This window comes from Kurthia sp. FSL E2-0154, from assembly GCF_038003625.1.
Taxonomy (GTDB): Bacteria; Bacillota; Bacilli; order Bacillales_A; family Planococcaceae; genus Kurthia; species Kurthia gibsonii.
The window spans coordinates 1020956-1044050 of sequence record NZ_JBBOPO010000001.1; the positions used below are offsets into that span (position 1 = coordinate 1020956).

The 23095-nt window shown below is 36.8% G+C and carries 18 protein-coding genes; 10 read left to right on the top strand and 8 right to left on the bottom strand.

The features are described 5' to 3' along the window. Positions 1-3 precede the first annotated feature (3 nt). Positions 4-606: a glycerol-3-phosphate 1-O-acyltransferase PlsY gene (gene plsY / locus MHB75_RS04915; protein WP_141273498.1), complete on the bottom strand. Its 603-nt coding sequence runs from the start codon at positions 604-606 to the stop codon at positions 4-6. Between the two features lie 352 nt (positions 607-958). Between plsY and parE the strand changes: the two genes are divergently transcribed. The 7 genes from parE to MHB75_RS04950 all read left to right on the top strand — a co-directional run bounded on the left by parE (position 959) and on the right by MHB75_RS04950 (position 9260). After that, positions 959-2938: a DNA topoisomerase IV subunit B gene (parE, locus tag MHB75_RS04920; RefSeq protein ID WP_068453543.1), complete on the top strand. Its 1980-nt coding sequence runs from the start codon at positions 959-961 to the stop codon at positions 2936-2938. Beyond that, the gene (gene parC, locus MHB75_RS04925; protein WP_340996201.1) at positions 2939-5374 is read left to right on the top strand and encodes a DNA topoisomerase IV subunit A; all 2436 of its coding nucleotides are present in this window, start codon (positions 2939-2941) and stop codon (positions 5372-5374) included. Between the two features lie 361 nt (positions 5375-5735). After that, entirely contained in the window at positions 5736-7046 is a 1311-nt protein-coding gene (locus MHB75_RS04930) for a CAP domain-containing protein (RefSeq protein ID WP_340996203.1), read from the top strand. Between the two features lie 138 nt (positions 7047-7184). After that, positions 7185-7775 (top strand): hypothetical protein, encoded by a 591-nt coding sequence (locus MHB75_RS04935; protein WP_340996204.1) that lies wholly within the window; start codon positions 7185-7187, stop codon positions 7773-7775. 120 nt (positions 7776-7895) lie between these two features. Continuing rightward, positions 7896-8183 (top strand): aldo/keto reductase, encoded by a 288-nt coding sequence (locus tag MHB75_RS04940; RefSeq protein WP_340996207.1) that lies wholly within the window; start codon positions 7896-7898, stop codon positions 8181-8183. A gap of 207 nt (positions 8184-8390) precedes the next feature. Further along, entirely contained in the window at positions 8391-8777 is a 387-nt protein-coding gene (locus MHB75_RS04945; protein ID WP_340998566.1) for a VOC family protein, read from the top strand. A 3-nt stretch (positions 8778-8780) separates the two neighbouring features. Beyond that, positions 8781-9260, top strand: coding sequence for a GNAT family N-acetyltransferase (locus MHB75_RS04950; protein ID WP_340996210.1), 480 nt, complete (start codon positions 8781-8783; stop codon positions 9258-9260). Positions 9261-9488: 228 nt separating this feature from the next. On the opposite strand, the gene MHB75_RS04955 is transcribed toward MHB75_RS04950, so the two are convergent. The 4 genes from MHB75_RS04955 to MHB75_RS04970 all read right to left on the bottom strand — a co-directional run bounded on the left by MHB75_RS04955 (position 9489) and on the right by MHB75_RS04970 (position 12888). Further along, the gene (locus MHB75_RS04955) at positions 9489-10661 is read right to left on the bottom strand and encodes an MFS transporter (RefSeq protein ID WP_340996213.1); all 1173 of its coding nucleotides are present in this window, start codon (positions 10659-10661) and stop codon (positions 9489-9491) included. Positions 10662-10855: 194 nt separating this feature from the next. Next, complete coding sequence (locus MHB75_RS04960) at positions 10856-11056, bottom strand: hypothetical protein (RefSeq protein ID WP_141273486.1); 201 nt, start codon at positions 11054-11056, stop codon at positions 10856-10858. Between the two features lie 186 nt (positions 11057-11242). Beyond that, the gene (locus MHB75_RS04965) at positions 11243-12154 is read right to left on the bottom strand and encodes a DNA/RNA non-specific endonuclease (RefSeq protein ID WP_285216345.1); all 912 of its coding nucleotides are present in this window, start codon (positions 12152-12154) and stop codon (positions 11243-11245) included. 23 nt (positions 12155-12177) lie between these two features. Continuing rightward, positions 12178-12888 (bottom strand): thermonuclease family protein, encoded by a 711-nt coding sequence (locus tag MHB75_RS04970; protein ID WP_340996215.1) that lies wholly within the window; start codon positions 12886-12888, stop codon positions 12178-12180. A gap of 205 nt (positions 12889-13093) precedes the next feature. Between MHB75_RS04970 and MHB75_RS04975 the strand changes: the two genes are divergently transcribed. Beyond that, complete coding sequence (locus MHB75_RS04975; RefSeq protein WP_340996217.1) at positions 13094-14170, top strand: iron-containing alcohol dehydrogenase family protein; 1077 nt, start codon at positions 13094-13096, stop codon at positions 14168-14170. A gap of 383 nt (positions 14171-14553) precedes the next feature. Here MHB75_RS04975 and MHB75_RS04980 read toward each other — a convergent pair whose 3' ends face one another. After that, on the bottom strand, positions 14554-17844 hold the full coding sequence (locus MHB75_RS04980) for a S8 family peptidase (protein ID WP_340996218.1): 3291 nt from the start codon (positions 17842-17844) through the stop codon (positions 14554-14556). Positions 17845-18024: 180 nt separating this feature from the next. Between MHB75_RS04980 and MHB75_RS04985 the strand changes: the two genes are divergently transcribed. Continuing rightward, positions 18025-18357: a hypothetical protein gene (locus MHB75_RS04985; RefSeq protein WP_141273476.1), complete on the top strand. Its 333-nt coding sequence runs from the start codon at positions 18025-18027 to the stop codon at positions 18355-18357. 33 nt (positions 18358-18390) lie between these two features. On the opposite strand, the gene MHB75_RS04990 is transcribed toward MHB75_RS04985, so the two are convergent. Both MHB75_RS04990 and MHB75_RS04995 read right to left on the bottom strand, forming a co-directional pair. Beyond that, complete coding sequence (locus MHB75_RS04990; protein ID WP_340996220.1) at positions 18391-21696, bottom strand: S8 family peptidase; 3306 nt, start codon at positions 21694-21696, stop codon at positions 18391-18393. Positions 21697-21913: 217 nt separating this feature from the next. Further along, positions 21914-22708 carry an SMI1/KNR4 family protein gene (locus MHB75_RS04995; RefSeq protein WP_340996221.1) on the bottom strand — a complete coding sequence of 265 codons (795 nt, stop codon included), beginning with the start codon at positions 22706-22708 and terminating at the stop codon, positions 21914-21916. 123 nt (positions 22709-22831) lie between these two features. Between MHB75_RS04995 and MHB75_RS05000 the strand changes: the two genes are divergently transcribed. Beyond that, on the top strand, positions 22832-23041 hold the full coding sequence (locus MHB75_RS05000) for a hypothetical protein (RefSeq protein ID WP_068453508.1): 210 nt from the start codon (positions 22832-22834) through the stop codon (positions 23039-23041). Positions 23042-23095: the final 54 nt, after the last annotated feature.

A 23095-nucleotide genomic window follows, 5' to 3' on the forward strand; every position in this document is an offset into this window, starting at 1 on the left:
ATTTTAAATCCACGTTACTTTAGGTTCTGTACCCTCTTTGATTCGTTTTATGTTTGCGCGGTGGCGATAAATAACGAATGTTGCAAGAGCTGTGACAACAGCGAATAGTAAATATTCTTGGTCAAGTACAGCATACGTTAATCCATAAATGAATGCAACGACTGCGGCGAACATCGAAGCAAGACTCACCATTTTAAATGCTTTTAAACAAAGTAGGAAAGCAATTAATAAAATGACGAAGATGGGCCAGTGATAACCAAATAGCACACCCGCAGATGTTGCGACAGCTTTACCTCCGCGGAATTTCGCGAAGATTGGGAACATATGCCCGACAACAGCGATGACACCAGCTACAAGCGGATGAACATGACTGTTTGAAAGAATCGCAAACGTGGGTAATAACGTAGCGAGCGTTCCTTTTAAGATATCCATGACTGTGACAACCGCACCGGCTTTTTTACCAAGTACGCGAAATGTGTTTGTAGCACCTAGATTCCCACTACCATGCTTTCGAATGTCTGTTTTATAGAACAGTTGACCAATCCATAGACCAGATGGGATGGAGCCAATTAAATAGGCTAGAATAATGACGATTGCGGTATTCATATATGAATGCTCCTTCTTTTTCTCTTAGTTACAGGTACTAATATATTGTCATAATATTTTATCATGCTTACGCTTTTGGAACAATAAGACAATGTAGGTGTTTTCAGTTTATGCTGAAATCGTTTATTTCGCAATAAAAATACAGTAACTGTTTGCCACAAAGCAAAATTTACTCTTATAATAAGAAGGCTATGTAAAAAACGTTGAACAGTAGCTAGCTATATTTGTAAATTCAATGATTTAGTGTATAATCAAGCCTTATATATAGCCTGTATGCTGTTGACAGAAACGCTAAGTTCATACTAGACTTAAATAAAGCGAAACAGATGTTCGTGTTAGGAGAGGATTTTTTTTGACGAAAAATAATACACTATCGTCTTATAATGAAGATGATATTCAAGTACTTGAAGGTCTTGAAGCAGTAAGAAAAAGACCAGGGATGTACATAGGGTCGACGGATAGTAGAGGTTTACATCATCTCGTTTACGAAATCGTCGATAACGCAGTTGATGAAGCGCTAGCAGGCTTCGGTAACCACATTATCGTCACATTACATGAAGATCAATCCATCAGCGTACGCGACTTCGGTCGAGGTATGCCTACAGGTATGCACAAAACAGGGAAGCCTACACCAGAGGTTATCTTTACTGTACTTCATGCAGGTGGTAAATTCGGTCAAGGTGGCTACAAAACTTCAGGAGGACTACATGGTGTAGGTTCATCCGTTGTAAACGCGCTGTCGTCGTTTTTAGAAGTAACAATTTACCGAGAAGGTACTAAGTATCAAATGCGTTTTGAAAACGGTGGAACGCCTGTAACGACGCTAGAACAGCTAGGTAAAACGAAAGAGACAGGGACACTGGTTCATTTTAAGCCAGATCCAACGATTTTCTCCGTTACAAAATATAATTTCGATACATTAGCAGAACGATTACGTGAATCGGCTTTCTTATTAAAAGGGTTAAAAATCGAGTTAATTGATGAAAATACAGAAAAACATGAGGTGTATCATTATGAGAACGGGATTGAAGCATTCGTAGCTTATTTAAATGATGAAAAAGATGTGCTACACCCAGTCAAATATGTAGAAGGTACACAGGACCAAATTGAAGTGGAGTTTGCGTTCCAATACAATGACGGTTATTCAGAAACCATTCTATCTTTCGTAAATAATGTGCGTACACGTGATGGCGGTACACATGAAACAGGTGCGAAAGCTGCTTTAACGCGCGCTTTTAACGAATATGCACGTAAAGTAGGCTTATTAAAAGAAAAAGATAAAAACCTAGAGGGCTCAGATATTCGTGAAGGATTGGCTGCAATTGTTTCCGTTCGAATCCCAGAAGGCTTACTACAGTTTGAAGGACAAACAAAAGGAAAACTAGGTACAAGCGAAGCGCGTAGTGCAGTTGATCAAGTCGTCTCGACACAATTAATGTACATGCTAGAAGAAAATGCAGAGCTTAGTACATCACTTGTGCGTAAAGCGATTCGCGCACAACAAGTACGTGAAGCAGCACGTAAGGCGAGAGAAGATGCACGTAATGGCAAAAAGAATAAAAAGCAATCGACGCTATTATCAGGTAAGTTAACGCCAGCACAATCAAAAAATGCGGCGAAAAATGAACTGTATTTAGTCGAAGGAGATTCAGCAGGTGGCTCAGCAAAACAAGGGCGTGACCGTTCATTCCAAGCGATTTTGCCACTTCGCGGTAAAGTCATTAATACTGAAAAAGCAAAATTACAAGACATTATGAAAAACGAAGAGATCGCGACAATCATTCATGCTGTTGGTGCGGGTGTCGGTGCAGACTTTAATGTAGAAGATGCAGCGTATGATAAAGTGATCATTATGACCGATGCCGATACAGATGGTGCGCACATTCAAGTATTATTATTAACATTCTTCTTCCGTTACATGCGACCACTTGTGGAAGCAGGGAAGGTCTATATCGCTCTACCACCGCTTTATAAAGTATCTAAAGGTACAGGACGTAAAGAAGTCATTGAATATGCATGGACAGAACGTGAATTAAATCAGGCAATTCAAAAAGTCGGAAAAGGCTATGTTTTACAACGCTATAAAGGTCTTGGTGAGATGAATGCTGACCAGTTATGGGATACGACGATGAATCCTGAAACACGTACATTAATTCGTGTGAAAATTAACGATTTAGAACGTGCAGAGCGCGGTGTTGCGACATTAATGGGCGATAAAGTAGAGCCACGTCGTAATTGGATTGAAACACATGTTGACTTCGGATTAGAAGAAGATGACAACATTTTAGAAAGTGAATTTATCGAGAAAAATGAAGAGCAGGGGGATCTGTAAATGACAGAGAAAGAGCAATTTCAAGATCTGCCTTTAGAAGAGGTTATTGGTGACCGATTTGGTCGTTATAGTAAATATATTATTCAAGATCGTGCATTACCAGATGCTCGTGACGGATTGAAGCCTGTACAACGTCGTATTTTATATGCGATGTTTATGGATCATAATACGCATGATAAGCCATTCCGTAAATCTGCTAAAACAGTAGGGAATGTAATTGCGAATTATCACCCACATGGCGATAGTTCAGTGTATGAAGCGATGGTTCGTCTATCACAAGATTGGAAATCACGTCATCCACTCGTTGAGATGCACGGGAATAACGGTTCGTTAGACGGTGACTCACCTGCTGCGATGCGTTATACAGAAGCACGTTTATCAAGTATTGCAGGTGAAATGTTACGCGATCTTCAAAAAGAGACGGTTGATTTCATTCCAAACTTTGATGACCAGGATATGGAGCCAACTGTATTACCTGCACGCTTCCCAAACTTATTAGTAAACGGTTCGACAGGAATTTCTGCAGGTTATGCGACAGATATTCCACCGCACGCACTGCATGAAGTCATCGATGCAGTACTCATGCGATTGAAAAATCAAAATGCCACAGTGGATGAACTGATGAAAGTCATTTCAGGTCCTGACTTCCCAACAGGTGGGATTATTCAAGGTGTGGCAGGAATTAAAAAAGCGTATGAAACGGGTCGCGGTAAAATTGTTGTACGTGCCAAAACACGCATTGAAACATTAAAAGGTTCAAAAGAGCAAATTGTCGTTGATGAAATTCCATACGACGTAAATAAAGCCAATCTTGTGAAAAAAATAGATGAGTTACGTGTCGATAAGCGCTTAGAAGGTATTGCAGAAGTACGTGATGAATCGGATCGTCAAGGTTTGCGAATCGTTATCGAGATGCGTCGTGACATTCCAGCAGAACCGATTTTACAATATCTCTTTAAAAATACGGATTTACAAGTAGCCTATAACTTTAACATGATTGCGATTCACGACCGTCGTCCAACGATGATGACATTACCGATGATGTTAGATGCGTATATCAAGCACCAAAAAGAGATTATTACGAAACGTAGCCAATTTGATTTACGAAAAGCACATGCACGTCTACATATTGTAGAAGGTCTGATGAAGGCACTATCGATTTTAGACGAAGTTATTCAAGCGATTCGTGCATCAAAAGATAAAAAAGATGCAAAAAACAATTTAGAGACGAAATTCGACTTTACAGAAGTACAAGCAGAAGCGATTGTATCGCTGCAACTGTACCGTTTAACGAATACCGATATTACGGAATTACGTGAAGAAGAAGCGACATTGAATGCGACCATTGCGGAATTAGAAGGCATTTTACAAGATGAAAAAACACTTGTGGCTGTCTTGAAAAAAGAATTACTTGATATTCGTAAACGTTTTAAAGAAGATCGTCGTTCACTTATTCAAGAAGAAATTGCAGAGATTAAGTTGAACATGGATGTATTAATTCCATCAGAAGATGTGATGGTATCTGTCACAAAAGATGGTTATGTGAAGCGTACGAGTCTACGTTCATATAAATCTTCAAATGGCGAAGGTTTTGCGATGAAGGAATCGGATGAAATTGTCTTTAAACAACAATTGAATACGCAACAACATGTGCTTCTTTTCACAAACAAAGGACATTATATTTTCCAACCGATTCACGAGTTACCAGATATTCGTTGGAAAGACTTAGGGCAACATATTTCAAGCTTGGTCAATGTGACAGATGCAGAAGAACGTATTATTCGAGTAGTGGGTGTCGAAGATTTCGAAGCACCATTATATGTTGTGACGGTTTCAAAATATGGTCAAATTAAGCGAACACTTTTAAAAGAGTACTTTGTCACACGTTATAATAAGCCATTCAAAGCAGTAAATCTGAAAAAAGATGATGAATTACAATTTGCAGATGTCGTAGCAGAGGACCAAGATGTCATCTTAACAACGTATATGAGTTTTGCCGTACGCTTCCCACTGGAGGAAGTACCACCAACAAGTGTACGAACAGCAGGTATTAAAGCAATTAATCTAAAAGACGATGATTATATTGCCGCAACAACGATTGTATCGCCAGAAGATGCAGGCGATGTTCTCATCATTACAACACGCGGTTCAGTGAAGAAGATGTCGATTAAGGAATACGAACCGACAGGACGTGCAAAACGCGGTCTTCAAACATTACGCGAACTAAAAACAAATCCACATCGCATTGAAGCCGTGCTACGTGTCGCACGTGGTACAACGGTAGAAATTGCGACGGAAAAAGAGATTGTCGAAGTCATCTCAACCGACCAATATCGCCATGCAGATCGTCTATCAAACGGTTCACCCGCAGTGAATACCGCAACAGACGGTGCGATTGTACGCATTACAGTACAACCACCTGAAGAAGCAGAATAGAAGTGAGGAGGATGGGACAGAACATCTCATTTTCCTTTTTTAGAGTTCACAACGAAAAACTGGAACCGCACAATAGCGCGATTCCAGTTTTTCTTATGCTCATGTAGGATGGTGTTTTTACACTTATGTCCCATCCTCTTTTTTGGCTCTACAATAAATAATGCTAGTAATATTAAAAATCTAATAGATATATAAGCTAAACAGCCCTTCGAATCCGTTCATTATGAAGTTTGAGGCGTGAAAAAACTTAAAAATCCAATCATATTCATTGTAATATGAATGCTCATGTCAGTTGACAAGAAACTAGAATAAGATAAAATAATAAAAGTGGAAATTTATACAAAAAAATGGGTTCATATGAATGGTGAAATTCAAACACACCATGCTATTGGCATTAACAGGTATTATAGCATTAGGTGTTTTAAGTGATGATTTAACAAAGAACAAGGATAACAATGTAGCTAAAGCAACAGCATCCACAAAATATATAAAGATTGATGGTTATAACTACACACAAGACCAAGTAGACGCATTAAATTATTTGAATAAATTAAGAAAAGAATATGGCTTAGGCACTGTAAAATTAAATCCAGAACTTACAAAAGCAGCACAGAATCATTCAACTTATCTCAACTATTGGGGTTATTATGCGGGACATTACCAAAGAAAAGGAAATAAATACTACACAGAGATTTCGGTAAATGGTAGAACAAAATATTATAAGTATAAACCGAAGTATGAGCAATTCAGAGGTGTAGCTGAACTTATAACTCCCGAGAAAGACGGTGTATCTTCATTAAAAAATATTGATAGACATACAATTGACCATAAAACATCTCTACTAAGCTACACTGTCAAAGATGTGGGATTCTCTAAAAAAGGTGGTTATGGGGTAATTGTTTTAGGTAAAGCAATGAATTATGATGAGGAGGAAGCATATGAAAAGCATTTAGAAAAAACTTTTACTCTACCAAGAGATGGTGCTACTAATGTACCGATTGTACAATATTTAGGGATGGAAACACCAGACCCAATGGAAAGTTTTAAAGGTACACCTTATAAAACGGGAACATATCTGTTTTATGCACCTGCAGTAGATGTGGATACTGGGGATGTAGATACTTCAAATGTTAAAATACATTTATATGACAACAAGGGTAAAAAAGTAGATGTATATTACGATATAACAAAAAACTCTTACGGGACATTAAATGCACCAAAACAACCTTTAAAATACAACACTAAATACACTGCAAAAGTAGACTTTATAGATAAAAATTCAAAGAAAAGAATTAAATATCAATGGTCTTTCACAACACAGAAAGACCCAAAGTCTAAAGTAATTGCACATGTTTCTGTTTCAAAAGGTAAAACTGTAAATTTGTACAAAAGTGATGGAGATTTCTACAAGAAAATAAAACCTACTACTCCATTACCAATTTATAAAGTAGTCGGCAGTAAATATTATCTAACGAATGGTAAAATCTTATACAAATCAAGTGCTACAACATTATATTATGGAAAGTTAAAGTTTAATCAGTCGTATAAAACATTTCGAGCAGGAACGTCTGTTAAAGTGATTGCGCCGCCTACTTCAAAAGGATATAAAATTAGTAAGCAACAAACGATTCCAATGAATGCACCTGTTACGTACAATAAAGCGAAAAAATAAAATGAAAGCAATGAGGTTGTCGAGACCTGATTGCTCTTTATTAGTAGTCCTATGTCTTTGTTCAGAAACCTGTCATTTCTAATCTATTACATTTGTTTTTTTTACGTAGTATACTGAACAAATAGAGGAGTGGAGTTTATGAATAGAATAGAGCAAGCGATGCAAGCGAAAAAGAAAAAGCAATTTGATGAGGCATTACAGTATTATCAACTCCATCAGCGAGAACAGGGCATTAGTGCAGGGCTATTACATTCGATTGCGAAAATTTATTATTTAAAAGGTGACGGAGAGATTGCACTTCGTTTTCATCTTGCAGCGACACACTTAACGCTACATATGGATCAAATCTTATTACAAAATGAAGATGAACAAGTGCTACAAGCATTAAAACGTTTACCAAGTGAAGTTCGTAAAACATTGCCACATGATGTTGCAGGTATGCTTTATGTACATCTAAATGCAATCAATCATATCGCACATAGTTTACTAGATCGTCCTGCTACATGGCAGGAGAAACCAGAGCTACAGCCGATTGCCAAGTTATATGCTGCGCGTGTATTAGGCGATGGTTCAAAGCATGCACTATATGAACAATACAATCAAACACCTGAAAGTATGCAACAAGTCGAACAGAAGTATTACTTACCTGCTGGCTTCCAATATGCCTTCCAACAAATTAAGTGGCAGTCACTTGGAAATACAGATGTGAGAGCGTTATATTTCACATAAATAAAGATTTTTTGTAAAAGTCATTACATTTTCAGAAAATAAAGACTTATCGTATAATAAGCTATGGGTATTACCTTCAAATTCGAATTAATCGAGTTTTGTCAAAAACACGCTATTCTCGTGGAAGCATATTCGCCAATTGGACATGGTGAAGTGTTACAACACCCTTGTCTTCAAGTAATGGCAGAACATTACGGTGTATCTGTAGCACAGCTTTGTTTACGCTATGATTTACAACTAGGTTTATCGGTTATTCCAAAATCAACTGATCGTACACATATAGAAGAAAATACAGCACTTGATTTTGAAATTAATGAAGCAGATATGGAAGCTTTAAAACAAATCGAAAAAATCGAAAGCTACGGAAAAGATAGCATCTATCCTGTTTTCGGTGGCAAAATTAAATAAAGTAAAAGTGAGGATGGGACAGAACATCTCATTTTCCTTTTTTAGAGTTCACAACGAAAAACTGGAACCGCACAATAGCGCGATTCCAGTTTTTCTTATGCTCATGTAGGATGGTGTTTTTACACTTATGTCCCATCCTCTTTTCTCTTTACATCCTACTTGAACATCCGTATAATTCCATAAAATGAATAGAAAGGAATGATGATGTTGAATTGTACATTACGCTATATTATTTTATACGTCTCTGATTTTGACCAAGCCTATACGTTTTACAAAGATGTGCTGCAATTATCTGTTAAGATGCAGCAGGGTACATATGTGGAGTTTGATACAGGACAGACGACATTCGCGATCAATACACGAGATTCTGTAAGAGAAGAAATTGGCTTGACTGTTCCACAAGAGCAGGAAAAAACAGCAACATTTGAAGTTGCATTTACAGTGGAAGATGTTGCACAGACAATCGATATCTTGCGTGCAAAAGGCGCACAGATTATAAAAGAACCTGTAACGAAACCATGGGGACAAACAGTTGCCTATATAGCAGACCCAGACGGACATTATATTGAAATTTGTAGTGAAGTAGGGGCGTAAACAATGTATAGTATTCGAAATATGACAAAACAAGATGCTTTAGCTGTGCAACAAGTGGCGACGGAGACATGGCACACAACATATGAGGGCATCATTCCACGTTCTATTCAAGATGCTTTTTTACAACAAGCCTATGAAGAATCTCGCTTATTCCAACGTTTACAGCATGGCTTTTTCTATGTAGTTGAAACAGAGGAAGCAGTAAGAGGTTTTGCCCATTTCTCACCTGTAGTAAATGGTATGGTTACGCTATACGCAATTTACATTCATCCGGCGCTACAAGGAAAAGGAGTAGGGACAGCTTTTTTACAAAAGCTTCATGAAGATGTAGCTGGTGTAGAAATGATTGAGGTAGAAGTAGAACAAGACAATCAAATTGGCATGCGTTTTTACGAAGCGAAGGGTTTTCAAGTACGTGAAATATATGAAGAAGACTTTGATGGTCACTTACTGAAAACAGTGAAAATGTATAAGGTTGTGTAAGATGATCCGATATAGACTTATTTTGATGATTGGTTTTTCGTTGACTTTTTTATTGCAAGATTCATTTTTTAAGCAATTTCATATATTTTCAATTTTCTTTTGAGAATGTTATTTGCTTGCTTTTTCTTATGTATGATTTGGTTAGTACAAAATAGAGGCTTTTCAAATAAACAATCTAAATAATTTAAAAAGAGCTTCAGCGGAAATACGCTGAAGCTCTCTTACATATTATGCGCTTTTTCGCATGATTCGTAAAAAATAAATGGTAGGTAAGATGAGTAGTGCAGATGCGAACAGTCCACCTTCAATAGACGTATAAAGTGCGATAAGTCCAACAAGTGGTCCACCTGCTACTTGACCAAAAGCATCAACTTGTCCATAGAAGGAGAGTGTTGTCGCGCGCCCTTTTGATTCTAGTTGTTTATTCATGAGAGGGTGGTTCACATTTCGTAGTGAAGCAACACATAAATAAAGTACAACAGCTACTATAAAATGTGTTGTAAAAGCGAAATAAATCATGAATAGTATGAGCACAGTATTCAACCACATGAGTAGACGCGCAAAATGCGAAGTAGCTATTTGTTCCATCCACTTGAGTAAACCAATATTGAGCAAGAATGTGAGCGCATAGAATAAGCCGAACCAATAGACGGTGTAATGCTCATTCAATTGGAAGTTTTCAATAAAGTGAGCGCCCCATAAACGATCAAATCCTTCACTAGCGAGACCCATAAATAATGTAATGCTTGCTAAAGAGAGGAGCGTTCGGTCAGATTGAATCACATTCCAACTCGATTGTAGTGCTCTTTTCATGTGATGTAGGTGTGATGGCTTTCCTTGTGTGATAGGGACAAACTTTGTTTCAGGAATCCAAAAAATAGAGAGCAAAGCGATGAGTAATAATGCAGCACCAGCGAATAGGATGGCGATTTGTACTGTAAATAGACTGCCAATCGCTACACTTGTTAGAATACCGATAAAACTACCAATCGAACTAAATTTTGCACCATTTAAAAGTGTGTGATCCAGCTGTTCTGGTGTGATTTCATCTGCAATCCATGCAGTTTCAGCACCGCTAATAAATGTCCAACCAATTCCCCATAATGCAGCCGCAATCGCAATCGCTGTAAAAGAGGGGATGCTGCCTTCTAAAAGATGCGCACCTCCAATAATGATTGTCCCGATAATAATGGATTTTTTACGACCAAACAAATCAGCGACTAACCCCGTAGGAATCTCACATAGTAAAACGGCTAATTCCATAATTGTCCCGATTAAAACAAGCTGTAATGGATTCAGTTGTGCATCTGAAACGTAGTAAATGATATTTAAAGTGAAAACAATTTGTAAACAAAATGCGCGTGAACTTGTAAAAGCATAATAAATAGATGGTGTTGTCATGTGTAACCTCCGAATGAAATTCATTTCAATACGGAGAATACGTCATTCCTTAAATGTGCCTACCCTCCGTTTTAGGTGATGCAATGCAAGTAATGACTGTCATATTCATTCGCTCCTTTTTCATAGATTGCTTCGATTGTAACATAATTTGTAAAATAAAAAACTTCCACATCATTTGTAGAAGTTTTTTATAGTTAGAAAGAAATGTTCATGCGGTTCAGTAGTTGTTGCATGATTTCAGCGCTACCATCTTGAAACATAAAAATGGAAAAAGCAATCATACAGACACCTGTTAAAGAAGCGAACCACTTCTTTGAAGGCATCCATTGTTTTCGAAAAGCCGTAATCAGTAATACAATACCCATCAATAAAATCAGAAAATACCAAAACCCCATATGTTCTCACTCCTTTCTATTTTGATTAAGAACGAAAATAGAAGGAAGAAGTTCCAAATAATGTTTTAGGATTTGCTTAATAGAAGATAACTAAAATAAATGATTGGTTATACAAATGTGAACCAAGCATAAAAAATACGCTGGATAATCGATTGATTACCTAGCGTATTTTATTTATTGTGAAGTTTATTCGCCTACAAGTCCGTCACCGTCGCGATCATCCATATAAGGATATAACCAGTGATCTTTTGTAATTGGCATTTTGAATCCAGCTGCTTTTGCTTCTTTAATGGTGACTTGTCCGTTACCATCTGTATCTACAGCTGATACGTCACCTTTTGTTTGTGGTTTTGAAGAAGTTGTCGGTTGCTTTTTAGTTAAACCGAGTTCTTCATTTCGCTGATCTGGATTACCGTTTGCATATTCATCTACAACGCGATTACCTTTAATTGTGTATGTGTATTTATAACGGGAAGGAATTTGTGTTTTCGTATTTGGATACGTGATAATCGCTTCAAAATCTGTTGCGCCACCTGCTTTACGAATCGCGTCTTCCATATAGGCTTGGTCACCATGACGGTTTAGCGTACTATCTTGTGGTGTAATGTTATAAGCATTTGATACACCACCAAGTGAATCGGCAATGACATGTCCTTCGTCTAAATCTTTACGTTCGACACCTGGAACTTTCGCTTCGTCTCTACAGTATCTTCCTGATGATGTAACTTGTTCAGTACGATCATTTTGTAAGGTGATCTTTTTAGCAGTGACGCGAATTAATTGGCCATATTCGTTTGTAAATGCCCAATACTCACGATTTCCAAAGCCGATGTCTACTACAACATTTGCTTCACGACTCCCAGATAAATTACAAGCATTCGCTTTGATTAATTTGTAGCCTTTGAATTCATCTTTTGAAGATGTTGTGTTTTCTTCTTTTTGAGTAGATTGTTTTTCTTGTGTGTTACTTTGATTGTCATTTGCTTGTTGTGTTGACTCGGTTGTTTGTTGTTCAACCGGTGCAGTTTTTTCTTCCGAGCATCCAACAAGTGCAAAACTAATGGATGCTAGTAAACCTAATTTAATCAGTGTTTTCATAGATGTCTTACTTCCTTTATTCATTAGCGTTCATACGCCCAGTTATCGTGGTCGCGGTCCATCTTTGCTTGGTAAGCAGGGTGACTTTTCGGTACACCATTTGGATAGACTTTGCGTAATTCAGTGCAGTTTTTAAATGTTTTTGATGTGTTGACCGTCACAGTAGAAGAAGGTTTTTTAGAAGCGAAACCGCTGTTCGTTACATAACCTTTCTTAGACCAAATACGTAACTTTTCTTTTTTTGCTTTAGACTGTGCAACGAAATATTTCGTTTTATATTTCGTGTTCGGTGCGTAAACATATGCAACGCGAGCATAGCCTTTACGTACAAGCTCTAAATTCAAGTCTTTACCGTCAACATACACATACGCTAATTTACGTCCGTATTTATCACCTTTATAGCCTGTACGGTCAAAATCCAGTTGAATTTTTTTTGCTTTTTTTAAGCGATTCTTCGTATAGTTACTAGCTTCTTTACCATAAGGTTGAACTCCCTTAGAAGGGTGGACCGTTTCAGGTGTATCAACAAGTAGGAAGCGCACTTTCATATTCTTTCCCTTATACTTAAATGTTGCTGTATCACCATCTGTCGCACGCACAAGTGATACGGTTTTAAGAGAAGCCGCTGTAACGGTTTTCGGTGTTGCGTCGATTGGGTTTAACATCGATCCGCCAACTAACGAGATGCCAAGTACACTCGCCAAAACTGTCTTTTTTAATAAAGCCCAATTCATGTTCAATTCACTCCAAGTCATTTACTTTGTTGGAATCGTTTAGATATTCCAACATGAATACACTAACGATAGAAGAAAAGCATGTACTTGTCAATTAAAGTGAAAAAAGCATCTTTTTTGTGAATTCATGTTATTTTTAAAGTATAAAATATTCTGAAAATCGTTTATCATAGTAAATAGCATATAAAGAAAGAAGGCAATCATCATGAAGACAATTGAAGTACATGCAGCGCCAAGTGAATATATTTTAAAAGAAGGTGCTTTTGAATTATTAGAAGAAAAATTACAACAACGTGGCATCCAAAGTATCCTTGTTGTGACAGGCACGAAGTCATATGAAGCTGCAAAAGCGTATTGGCCAGAGATGCCGAGTATGACAGAAACTTTTTATACATATCAAGGTGAATGTTCTTTCGCTGAGATTGATAAAGTGGTAACAAAAGCGAAAGAAGTCGATGCGATTGTTGCTTTAGGCGGGGGAAAGGTAATTGATTTAGCGAAAGCAGCAGCGAATGAATTACATAAGCAAGTAATTGTTTTACCGACACTAGCATCTAACTGCGCACCGTGGACACCGCTAAGTGTTATTTATGATAATGAAGGGGCATTCCATCATTACGACATCTATCCAATTGCGACGAGTTTATTATTGATTGAGCCGAAGTTACTACTTCATGCGCCGCGTGATTTATTCGTTGCGGGTATTGGTGATACGTTAGCGAAGTGGTATGAAGCCGATGTACAATTACGTACAATCGAGCATTTACCTGTACCGCTCATGATTTCGTATGAAGCAGCGAAACAGTGTAAAGAGTTATTATTACGCGATTCAAAAGAGGCTTTACGTGCGATGGATGATAGAGTACTAAATGATGCCTTTATTCAAGTGGTAGAAGTGATGTTCATGTATGCAGGTATGGTTGGAGGTTATGGTGATCATTATGGGCGTACAGCAGGTGCACATGCAGTTCATAATGGATTAACGGCTTTAGAGGAGAGTCATGCGTTGTTACATGGTGTAAAAGTGGCTTATGGCATCTGTGTTCAACTCATGCTTGAAAATCGTCCAGAAGAAGTACAAGCGTTGCGCACATTTTATGAGGAATTACATCTTCCTCAAACATTAAAAGAGCTAGGTTTAACCGAAGTAACAGCTCAACGATTGCAAGAAGTAGCTGAAAAAACAACGAGTCCAACAGAGTCAATTCATTTAATGCCAATTGGTGAAATAACGAGTGAACGCGTACTAGAAGCGATGCAAGCACTTGAACAACTCGTATAATTAAAAATAACTTGTAGGTCGTAAAAGACCTGCAAGTTATTTTTTAAAATAAACCTCTCTAGTCTATATAAAAAATAAAAAAACAAAAAACAGCTTCATAAAAAAGAGAGGCTTTAAAATAGTACTAGCCTCACTTTAGTGTATAGTTTTTATTATAGGCAGAGAGAACATCGTCTTTATCCTTTGGTTTATCGCAATATAAAAGGTAGCACCAATGATAATGAATGCAAACATCCCAATTAATAAAAATAGTTTTGAACGATTTTCCATATACTTCGCCTCCTAGTCACTTCATTCATATAAACGTTCCCGTATTTTTAAATAGTAGACCATCCCATTAAAAAAAACAGGGGAAACGGTATTCGTTTCCCCTGTTTTAATAGTTATTTTTGTAATGTTAGACGCAATTTATAAGGATCTACAAATGCATTTCCTTGACGGTCTTTTACTTTAATCGCATAGGTCGTATTTTTCTTGAACGTGTAAGAGCCGATTTCTTCATCACCTACACCATATGCATCGAATGTTTTAAGTTTTTTACCATTTGCATATAACGTAATGACAGGGTCAAAATCTGCCGCGCCGCTTAACACTAAACGCACTTTTTTCGTTGTTTTATTTTTGAATGCATACCAGTCTTCATCACCTTGTAGATGGCCAGGATTTAGATAACCTGTTTTTTCATAAACCGAGGCACTTTTCTTCGTTAATGAAATAGGGTGAGAAGGGCGATTATTTTTCACTTTATTTTTTGCATCTTCATCTTTTGTTACAACTTGTTGAATTTTTAACTCATAAGGATAAATCGAGAATAAATCCGTTGTTAAAAAAGCAGTGGGTTGAGCTAATACGAAGAATGTATCGCCTTTTTTCGCTTCAATTGAACCGCTAATTGGCTCATCATTTAAGTCATTTCTAACAGGCTTAAATGTAGATAGATCATGTCCATCCATTTTACGATTATGGTTGATATCTTCATAAACTGTAATCGACTTCGTGTACAGGTTATGCCATTCTTGTGAATATTTCGTATCATCAAATGGACTTAAATCCATCTTCATTTGATAGATACCATCTTTTGGTGCTTTAAAGTAATAGAAGTCTACATCGTTTGGACGTGCAAAATTTGCTGTAATTTTTTGATTTACACGAATCGTTTTTGCTTGTTCAGGTACATTGTTTTGCTCGTATTTGTCTACTATATTCGATTGTAATTTTTTCGCTGTGACACGATAACCATTTTTCGGAATCGAGCCAACTGAGCCAACACCAACTTCTACTAGATACGTCGTATTTGCTTGTAAACTCGCAATGGCTTTTTTCTTCATAATGCCGTCTTCTGTACTATTGGAAGCTAAAAATTCTTCTGAACGCATACCTGTTTGTGGATCATTTTGTACTTCATAAATTGTGACAGAAGGTTGTTCAGCAGCGTGTGCGACAGCAGTATTAAATTCATAAAAACCAGAAGTAGTGGTTTTGAAGTAATAACCATCTAAGTCAGTTGAACCTTGTAAAAAGCCTTCTACACCATTCACTACATCAAATGGTCGGCCTTTTTTCTTAAATAATTGTTCGAGTGTATACACTTTAGTCGGGTTTGTACGATCTATTTTTTGACTTGTTTCTGGATTGAATATGATTGAATCTTCATCGGCTGGCATCGTACGACTTGATAATGTCAGTTGATAAGGCAGTAAAGATGCTTTTGGTGAGACAACACCTTCTTTTAATTGATTAAGGACATCTTCTTCAGGCATTGCTTCACTATTGCTACTGTTCGATACGATAACTTCATATTCTTCACCTGTTGTGGCAGGGAACGAAGCATATTCAGCTTTTCCAATACCATTTTTATTAATCGAAACAAGTGGTGCACTGCTTTCTTTATTTAATAAATCTTGTTTTTTGTAGACTTCAATCGAAAGGTCAACACCAGGGAGAGCAGATGTTTGAACTTGAACTAATTCATCTTTTGTTGCTTTTATATGAAAGGCGTCTTGGTCCACCCCATCAGCTGTTTCGTTCATATATAGTCCATATACTTTTGTATTTGTACTTTTTAATACCATCGGTTTTTTAATCGAAGCTTCATCTTTTGGTTTACTAGACTGTTTTAAAATATCTAGTGTATAAGGTGTATTAGCGTGTCCATAGACATTTTTAATACCAATTGCGACTTTGCCATCTTCTTTTGCCTGTACAAACCCGGCTTCTTTTTCACTAACGCCCGTATCTTGAATCGTTTTTGTTTGAACTTTTGTACCGAATGTTTTTAAAGTAAGTTTTAAATCCGTTACGTTGTTAGATGAGGCAGTAGCTTGGATTAGTTCACCTTTTTTTACAGGTATTTGATACCATTTTGTTTCATTCGGTTGTTTAAGTGTCCCTTTTTTCGTTTGTGTTCCCTTTATAACCGTAGCATCTTTTAAAATGGTTGCGTTTGTCCATTTTTTTGATGTAAATGTCGGGATGTTCCCTTTAAAATTTTGAGCTGCCAGTGGTTGAATGAAACCATAACCATATTTTAAGTCATAACCTTTTGTTCCAAGGTCTTTTGCTGTTTTTTCAAGTACATAGGCAAGTTGCTCTGGTGAATAAGCGTGATTGATAAGTAGGGAAGAAGCGATACCTGCAGCAGCAGGTGAAGCCATCGATGTGCCACTCATCATTTCAAAAGTTGAGCCACGTGTTGCGTCATAAGAAGTGGAATAAATATCCTCACCAGGAGCCATTAAATCGAGTGAAGCTCCATAATTTGAAAAATCACTGCGTTTTTTCTCCGCATTCACTGAGCCAATACTGATGACATTCTCTAAAGAAGCAGGATAATCCGGGCGGTCTGTATCGTCATTACCAGAAGCTGCAAATACTGCGACTCCTTTTGCATGTGCTTTTTGCACAGCTTGGTCGACAAGAGGTGAATATAATTCATTACCTAAACTCAAATTAATCACTTTGGCGCCATCTTTTATTGCCTGTAGAATCGCTTTTGCTATATCATAGTCAGCAGCATATTCAGAGCCATCGAAAACATCGTAAGATAGAATTTCAGCATTTGGATTAACACCATATCCACCAATACCATTATTCATTTTCGCTGCTATAATTCCTGCAACATGTGTACCGTGTGATTTTTTGACTTGTGCTTTCATTGGATTCGCGATATTTAGTGCCTTTTTTACTTGGCCTTTTAATTCAACATGATTCGCATCGACACCAGTATCAATGACAGCAACTTTAATTTTTTTCTTTTTCGTTTGTTGCATTAGCTTTTTTGTTTGAAATAATTTATGCGTATATTGCAAAGAAGCTTTTTCATCCGTTTGTCCAGAAGTTTCATACAATGGACTTAGAGAGAGGCGTTCAAATCGAGCGTCTTGTGAAAACCAATCAATCGCTTTTTTCATCGCTTCATCTGTTTTAAACTGAACAACCATTGTATGCAGATCTGGAATTTGTTGTATAATCGTACCTTTCAGTTGCTGAATCTCTTGGTATGTATAGTCATTTGAAGACTGAATAACAAGTGTACGTTTTGCATAGGATTTTTTTGTAAGATTTTTTTGAATTGAAGAATTAGTTGCCTGTGCAACTGGTGCTGGCAATGCAGCTGTTAATAGTAGGGCAGAAGCTGCCACTGTCGATACCCATTTATAAATTGTTGGTTTCAAAGAATCACTCCCGTAAATAAATTGCTTTTGTATCATAACACAAAGCTTTTGTCTATGCAGTGATTTATATGACGTGAATTTGTATTAAAAAGATGCCTAAAATAGCCAATTCCTATAGAATGTTATGATATAAAGGATGCTTGAAAGGTGAAAGAATTAAAAATTAGGGAGGAATAAAATATGTGTGCGCGATATACATGCCCCATTTGTGGGTATGAGGGATTAGCAGAACCCCCGTATTACGATGACTTCGCTGGAAGTAATGAAATATGTGCCTGTTGTGGTTTTGAGTTTGGAGTAGATGATTTTGATTGTGATGCATTTGAACATGACGGTTTAACAGAGCGACAAATTGTAGAAAAGTCACATCATATTTGGCGAGAAAAATGGATAAATCGTCATTTTGAGTTATTTGATGCAAGCGCCTTTCCTAAAGAGAAGAAACATGGACGATTTTTAAAAGAAGCAGAAGTAATCAAGCAATTAAATCGTATAAAAAAAGAGGGGCTTTGACAATATGAATTGTCTAAGTCCCTCTTTTACTTCTTATTTTTTAACTGTTAGTGTATAAGGTTGAATCGACGCGCGTTTTAAACGGTCTGTTACTTTGAAATAGTATGTTCCTTTTGATGCGTTCAATGTCAGTTTTTCGGCATCGCCGTCACCGTAAAGATCCGTTTTGGATAGGCGTTTACCATCTTTATAGACTTCTAGTACACCGTCTAGGCTTGTTGGCACATCAAGCGTTACCGTTAATTTGCCTTTTTTCGTTGCTTTATAGACGAACCAATCGGCATCACCGTTTGTAAAGCCCGCATTCATGTAAGCAGAAGCTGAAACCGTAGAAGCTGATTTTTTCTTGAAAGCAATTGGTTTCGAAGGTTTGTTATTTTTAACGACACTTTTTGCATCTTCATCGACTGAAGGAGCTGCTTGAATCGCTAATTCATATGGACGAGCAGAGAACATAAATGCTTCAAATGCCGTTGGTTGAACTGCGACAAAGTAATGTTCACCTTTTTTCATTTCGACACCAGAATGTAAGGATAAATCATTTTGCATATCTTCTAAATAAATAGAAGATTCCATTTCATTGGCATCTAAACGTTTATTATGATTTTTGTCTAGTACTAATTGAACTGTTGAAATATAACGATTGCGCAATAAAGTAGGCAATGTTTGTAAATCATTCTTTGTTAAATTTTTCAACTGATAATCCACACTATAAATACCTGTTTTTGGTGCTTCATAGTAGTAGAAATCTACATCATTAAATGTTGAAACATTGGCAATTAATTTACCTGATTTCGGGAATGATGCAGCTTGTTCAGGCTGATTATTTGCTTCAAATGAATCAGCCACTTTCGTTTTAATTGTTTCCACGTTTAATGTATAGCCATCAAAAGGAATGGTTTGGTCATAATTTGCATTAACACGTAGGACATATTCTGTATTCGCTTTTAATCCCATCATCATGAAAGAACCATCCGCAGTATGGTCACTCGTATTATCATAAATGTCTTCTAAATCCACCATTTCTTGACCATCTACTGTTTCCGTCATCGCTTCAGCTAATACTACGTTCGGTAAATTACGCATATTTTTCGTTTGAATGTGTAGTTTATAAATACCGTCCGCATTCGTTTTAAAATGATACGCATCGTAGTCGCTCGAACCTTGTAAATGACCCGTTACTTCTTTTGATAAATCAAACGGACGACCTAATGCCTTGATCTGTTCTACTTCATTTTCAAAATTCAGTTCTTCTTCTCCAACATACGGAAGTTGATCTTCATCTGCTGGCATCGCTTTTGTCGCAAATGTTACTTCATAAGGGAATAGAGCACTCTCTGGCTTCATTTCAAAATTTGGTTCCTGACCAGACATCATCATTTGAAGCAGTTGTTCAAAATTAATCTCAGCATCAGCTGTATTTTTAAGAACAATATAGTAATCCTCTCCAGCTTTTGTCGCAAATGATAGTGTATTCTCCGTATTTGCTTTTAAACTATTGCCTTGTACAATCGGTGATACTTCTTCTGTTGCATCCTCAGGAGGATTAAAGCCTAGTTTGTCATATACAATCACGCTCGTCGTTACATTTGGAATATTTGACAGTGTAAGCGATACGAGTTCATCTTTTGTAGCTTTAAAATGGAAGATATCTTCATCTACCTCACTAAGTGGTTGGAAATATTGATTATCAATTGTTTTGTTTAAGTCTGTTAATTCAGCCACTTGCTCGCGACTTGATTCATCTTCAGGGAACATGCCTGTTTGTATATCAAGTGCATATGGTGATTGACTAATGCGACCATTCACATCGCTCACACCTACAGTCATAACCCCGTCAAATGGTGCTTCGATATATTTAGATTCTACTTCGTTTTCACGAGCGTTGTTATAAACTGCTTTTTGAGAAGATTCATCACCATAAAAACGAACGTCTAGTTGTAAATCAGCTAACTTATCACCTTTTACTGTTAGTTGAATAGGTTGGCCTTTCGTAACATTGACACGAACCCATTGTTGCTCGTAGCGTTGTTTTAGTGATTTTGTAACGGGTTTGTTCAATGTTGCATCTTCCGCACTATGTTTAATTTCTTCGTCATTCCACTGTTTAGTTGTTTGAGCAGGAATATTTTTCGGATTGAACTGCATCGCTTTTACGGGATTTACAAGTCCAAATCCAAACTTTGCATCAAAACCCTTTTCACCTAAGTCAGTCGTTGTATGTTCTAAAATATATTCTACTTGATCAGGTGTTAAGTTTGGATTTTTCGATAAAATCAGTGATGCAATGCCTGCTACAACAGGAGAAGCCATCGACGTACCGCTCATTTTTTCAAATGAAGCACCACGTTTTTGATAACTTGTCGAATAAATATCTTCACCAGGTGCTACAATATCTGTCGATACACCGTAAGAAGAGAAGTCACTTAACTTTTTCGTATTACCAACAGAGCCAACACTAATGACATTTTTATAACTAGCAGGGTATTGCTTTTGATCTGTGCCTGTATTACCTGCTGCTGCGATGACTGTAACTCCTTTTTCGTGTGCATACGCAATCGCTTCATCCATTACAGGAGAAGGGGAAGCAGAACCAAGACTCATATTGATAACTTTTGCACCATCTTTTGTCGCTTGAATTATCGCTTTTGAGATGATGTAATCGTACGCACCATCTGAACCATTGAACACATCATATCCTAAAATTTGTGCGTTCGGATTCATACCATATCCGCCAATACCATTATCTTTTACTGCGCCAATAATGCCCGCGACATGTGTACCATGTGAACCTTTTTCTGCTACATGTAAAGGATTAACTGTGTTCTTTGTTGCCACAATATTTTTTTGTAAATCGGGGTGTGTAGCATCGACACCTTCATCAATGACTGCAACCTTGATTTTGCTCTTACCTTGTAGTTTTTGAGCGGCAGGAGATTGCAGTAGCGTATGTAAAGCTTGTTTTGTTGCTTTCGGATCGACATTACCTAATTTTTTATAAATAGGACTTAATGATACACGTTCAACTTGTTTCATTTTTGCTAATTTTGGAATTGCGGCTTTCCATGCTTTTTCAGACTTGAACGACAGTACCGTATACTGAATTGCTGAAATACGTTCTTGTTTCGTTGCATTTAACTGTTTTAATTCGCGTGCTGTAAATTCTTTTGTCGAGCGAATAATCAATTTATTTTTTTCGTATGCTGAATCATCAGATGTTGTTTGAACCATGTGTGTCAGGTTTTGTTGTTTTTGTACAGCTTGTGTAGAGCTAATAGGTGTTGCGAGTAATAGTGCACCTAAACTTAGTGCGGCAATCGGACGTAAATGCTTTTTCAAATAACCACTCCTTTGTAATAAAATACATGGACATCATACCATATTTTGAAATAATTTTATAATATTTGTAATAAATAAATTTGATGATCATTTTAAATTAATTATAAATAGACCTCTCTAGTCTATATAAAATAGTAAAAAGCCCATTATAAAAATAAATATGCACTTAAAAAATAAAAAACCCCATATAATTCCAAATATACAGGATTTTATATATTTAATATACTAGCATCTCAGGTTTCGTCAATTTAGCTTGTAACTGCTTTCCAAGCTTCCTTGCATAGGGATCATGGAACGCCTGTAACAAGTTGATTGCTTCTTGAAGTGAAGTTAAAGGCCAGCGCTCATGTGGATGAAGTTTTATTTGTTGAAGAAGACCAGCACCAATATACCATGCAAGCTGTGTATCCTGCTTTCTCTTTAATGTATAAATAGCCAATTGACTATACCATTCAAAGTCATTTGCTTCATAGGAGAATTGTTCGAAACAAGCAGCAATATGTGTTGCTGATTTTCCTTTTTTTACATAGCGTTCAAATTGAAGAGATGTATAAATGAAATCACTTATCTCTTCCATGTACGCTGTATCTAACTTCTTTATAAATGATTTAAAGTGGCGTGCGGCTTTTATGACTTCTTTCGTATAACGGTGAATGAAAACAATAGGTGGGTTACCTTTTCTATGCACTGTATAATCAAAAGCAATAAAAATATGATGACTGCATGCAAATACGATATAGCGTTCATCGATGTCAAGCTGTGTGGTAATCTGTTTTGATTCAATAACTCCTTCGTCTATAGAAAGAGGCAGAAATACATCGATTTCAATCGAATCTTCACGTAATTTACGAGAAGAAAAGGTAGAATAGGCTAACGAGCCCCCATTGTGCATCATCATCAGTTTTTTGTAACTATTTGGTAATTCAATTGAGAAAAACGATTCAATAAATTCAATCTTTTGAGAAGTTACAGATTCAAAAGTTTGTTCGTCATCAAAAATATAGGCATACATAATTTAGCCTCCTTTTTATATTTTGATTGTATCGAATGATTTTGAAGTTAATATGAAAAAAATGTAAAATTTATGTTTGATTTGCGTTGTAATTGTTAATACAATAGAGTAAGGAGGTTGTTTATGAGCTTTTTAAAAATCAATACAATTGTCGGTTCATCTGTAGACCATGTTGCATCACTTACAGACAATGAAGAAACAACTTCATCTTTTTTGAATTTACTTCAAATCAAGCAACAAGATATATGGCTTTTTTCAGTAGCTGCCATGGGGCTTATTGTATTAGCAATTGTAATCTTAGTCGTGATGAAGCGTACAAATAAAAATCAATAACATTCGCTTATACATAGACTACGAATGTCAATCGGGCATGAATCTTTTAAAGGT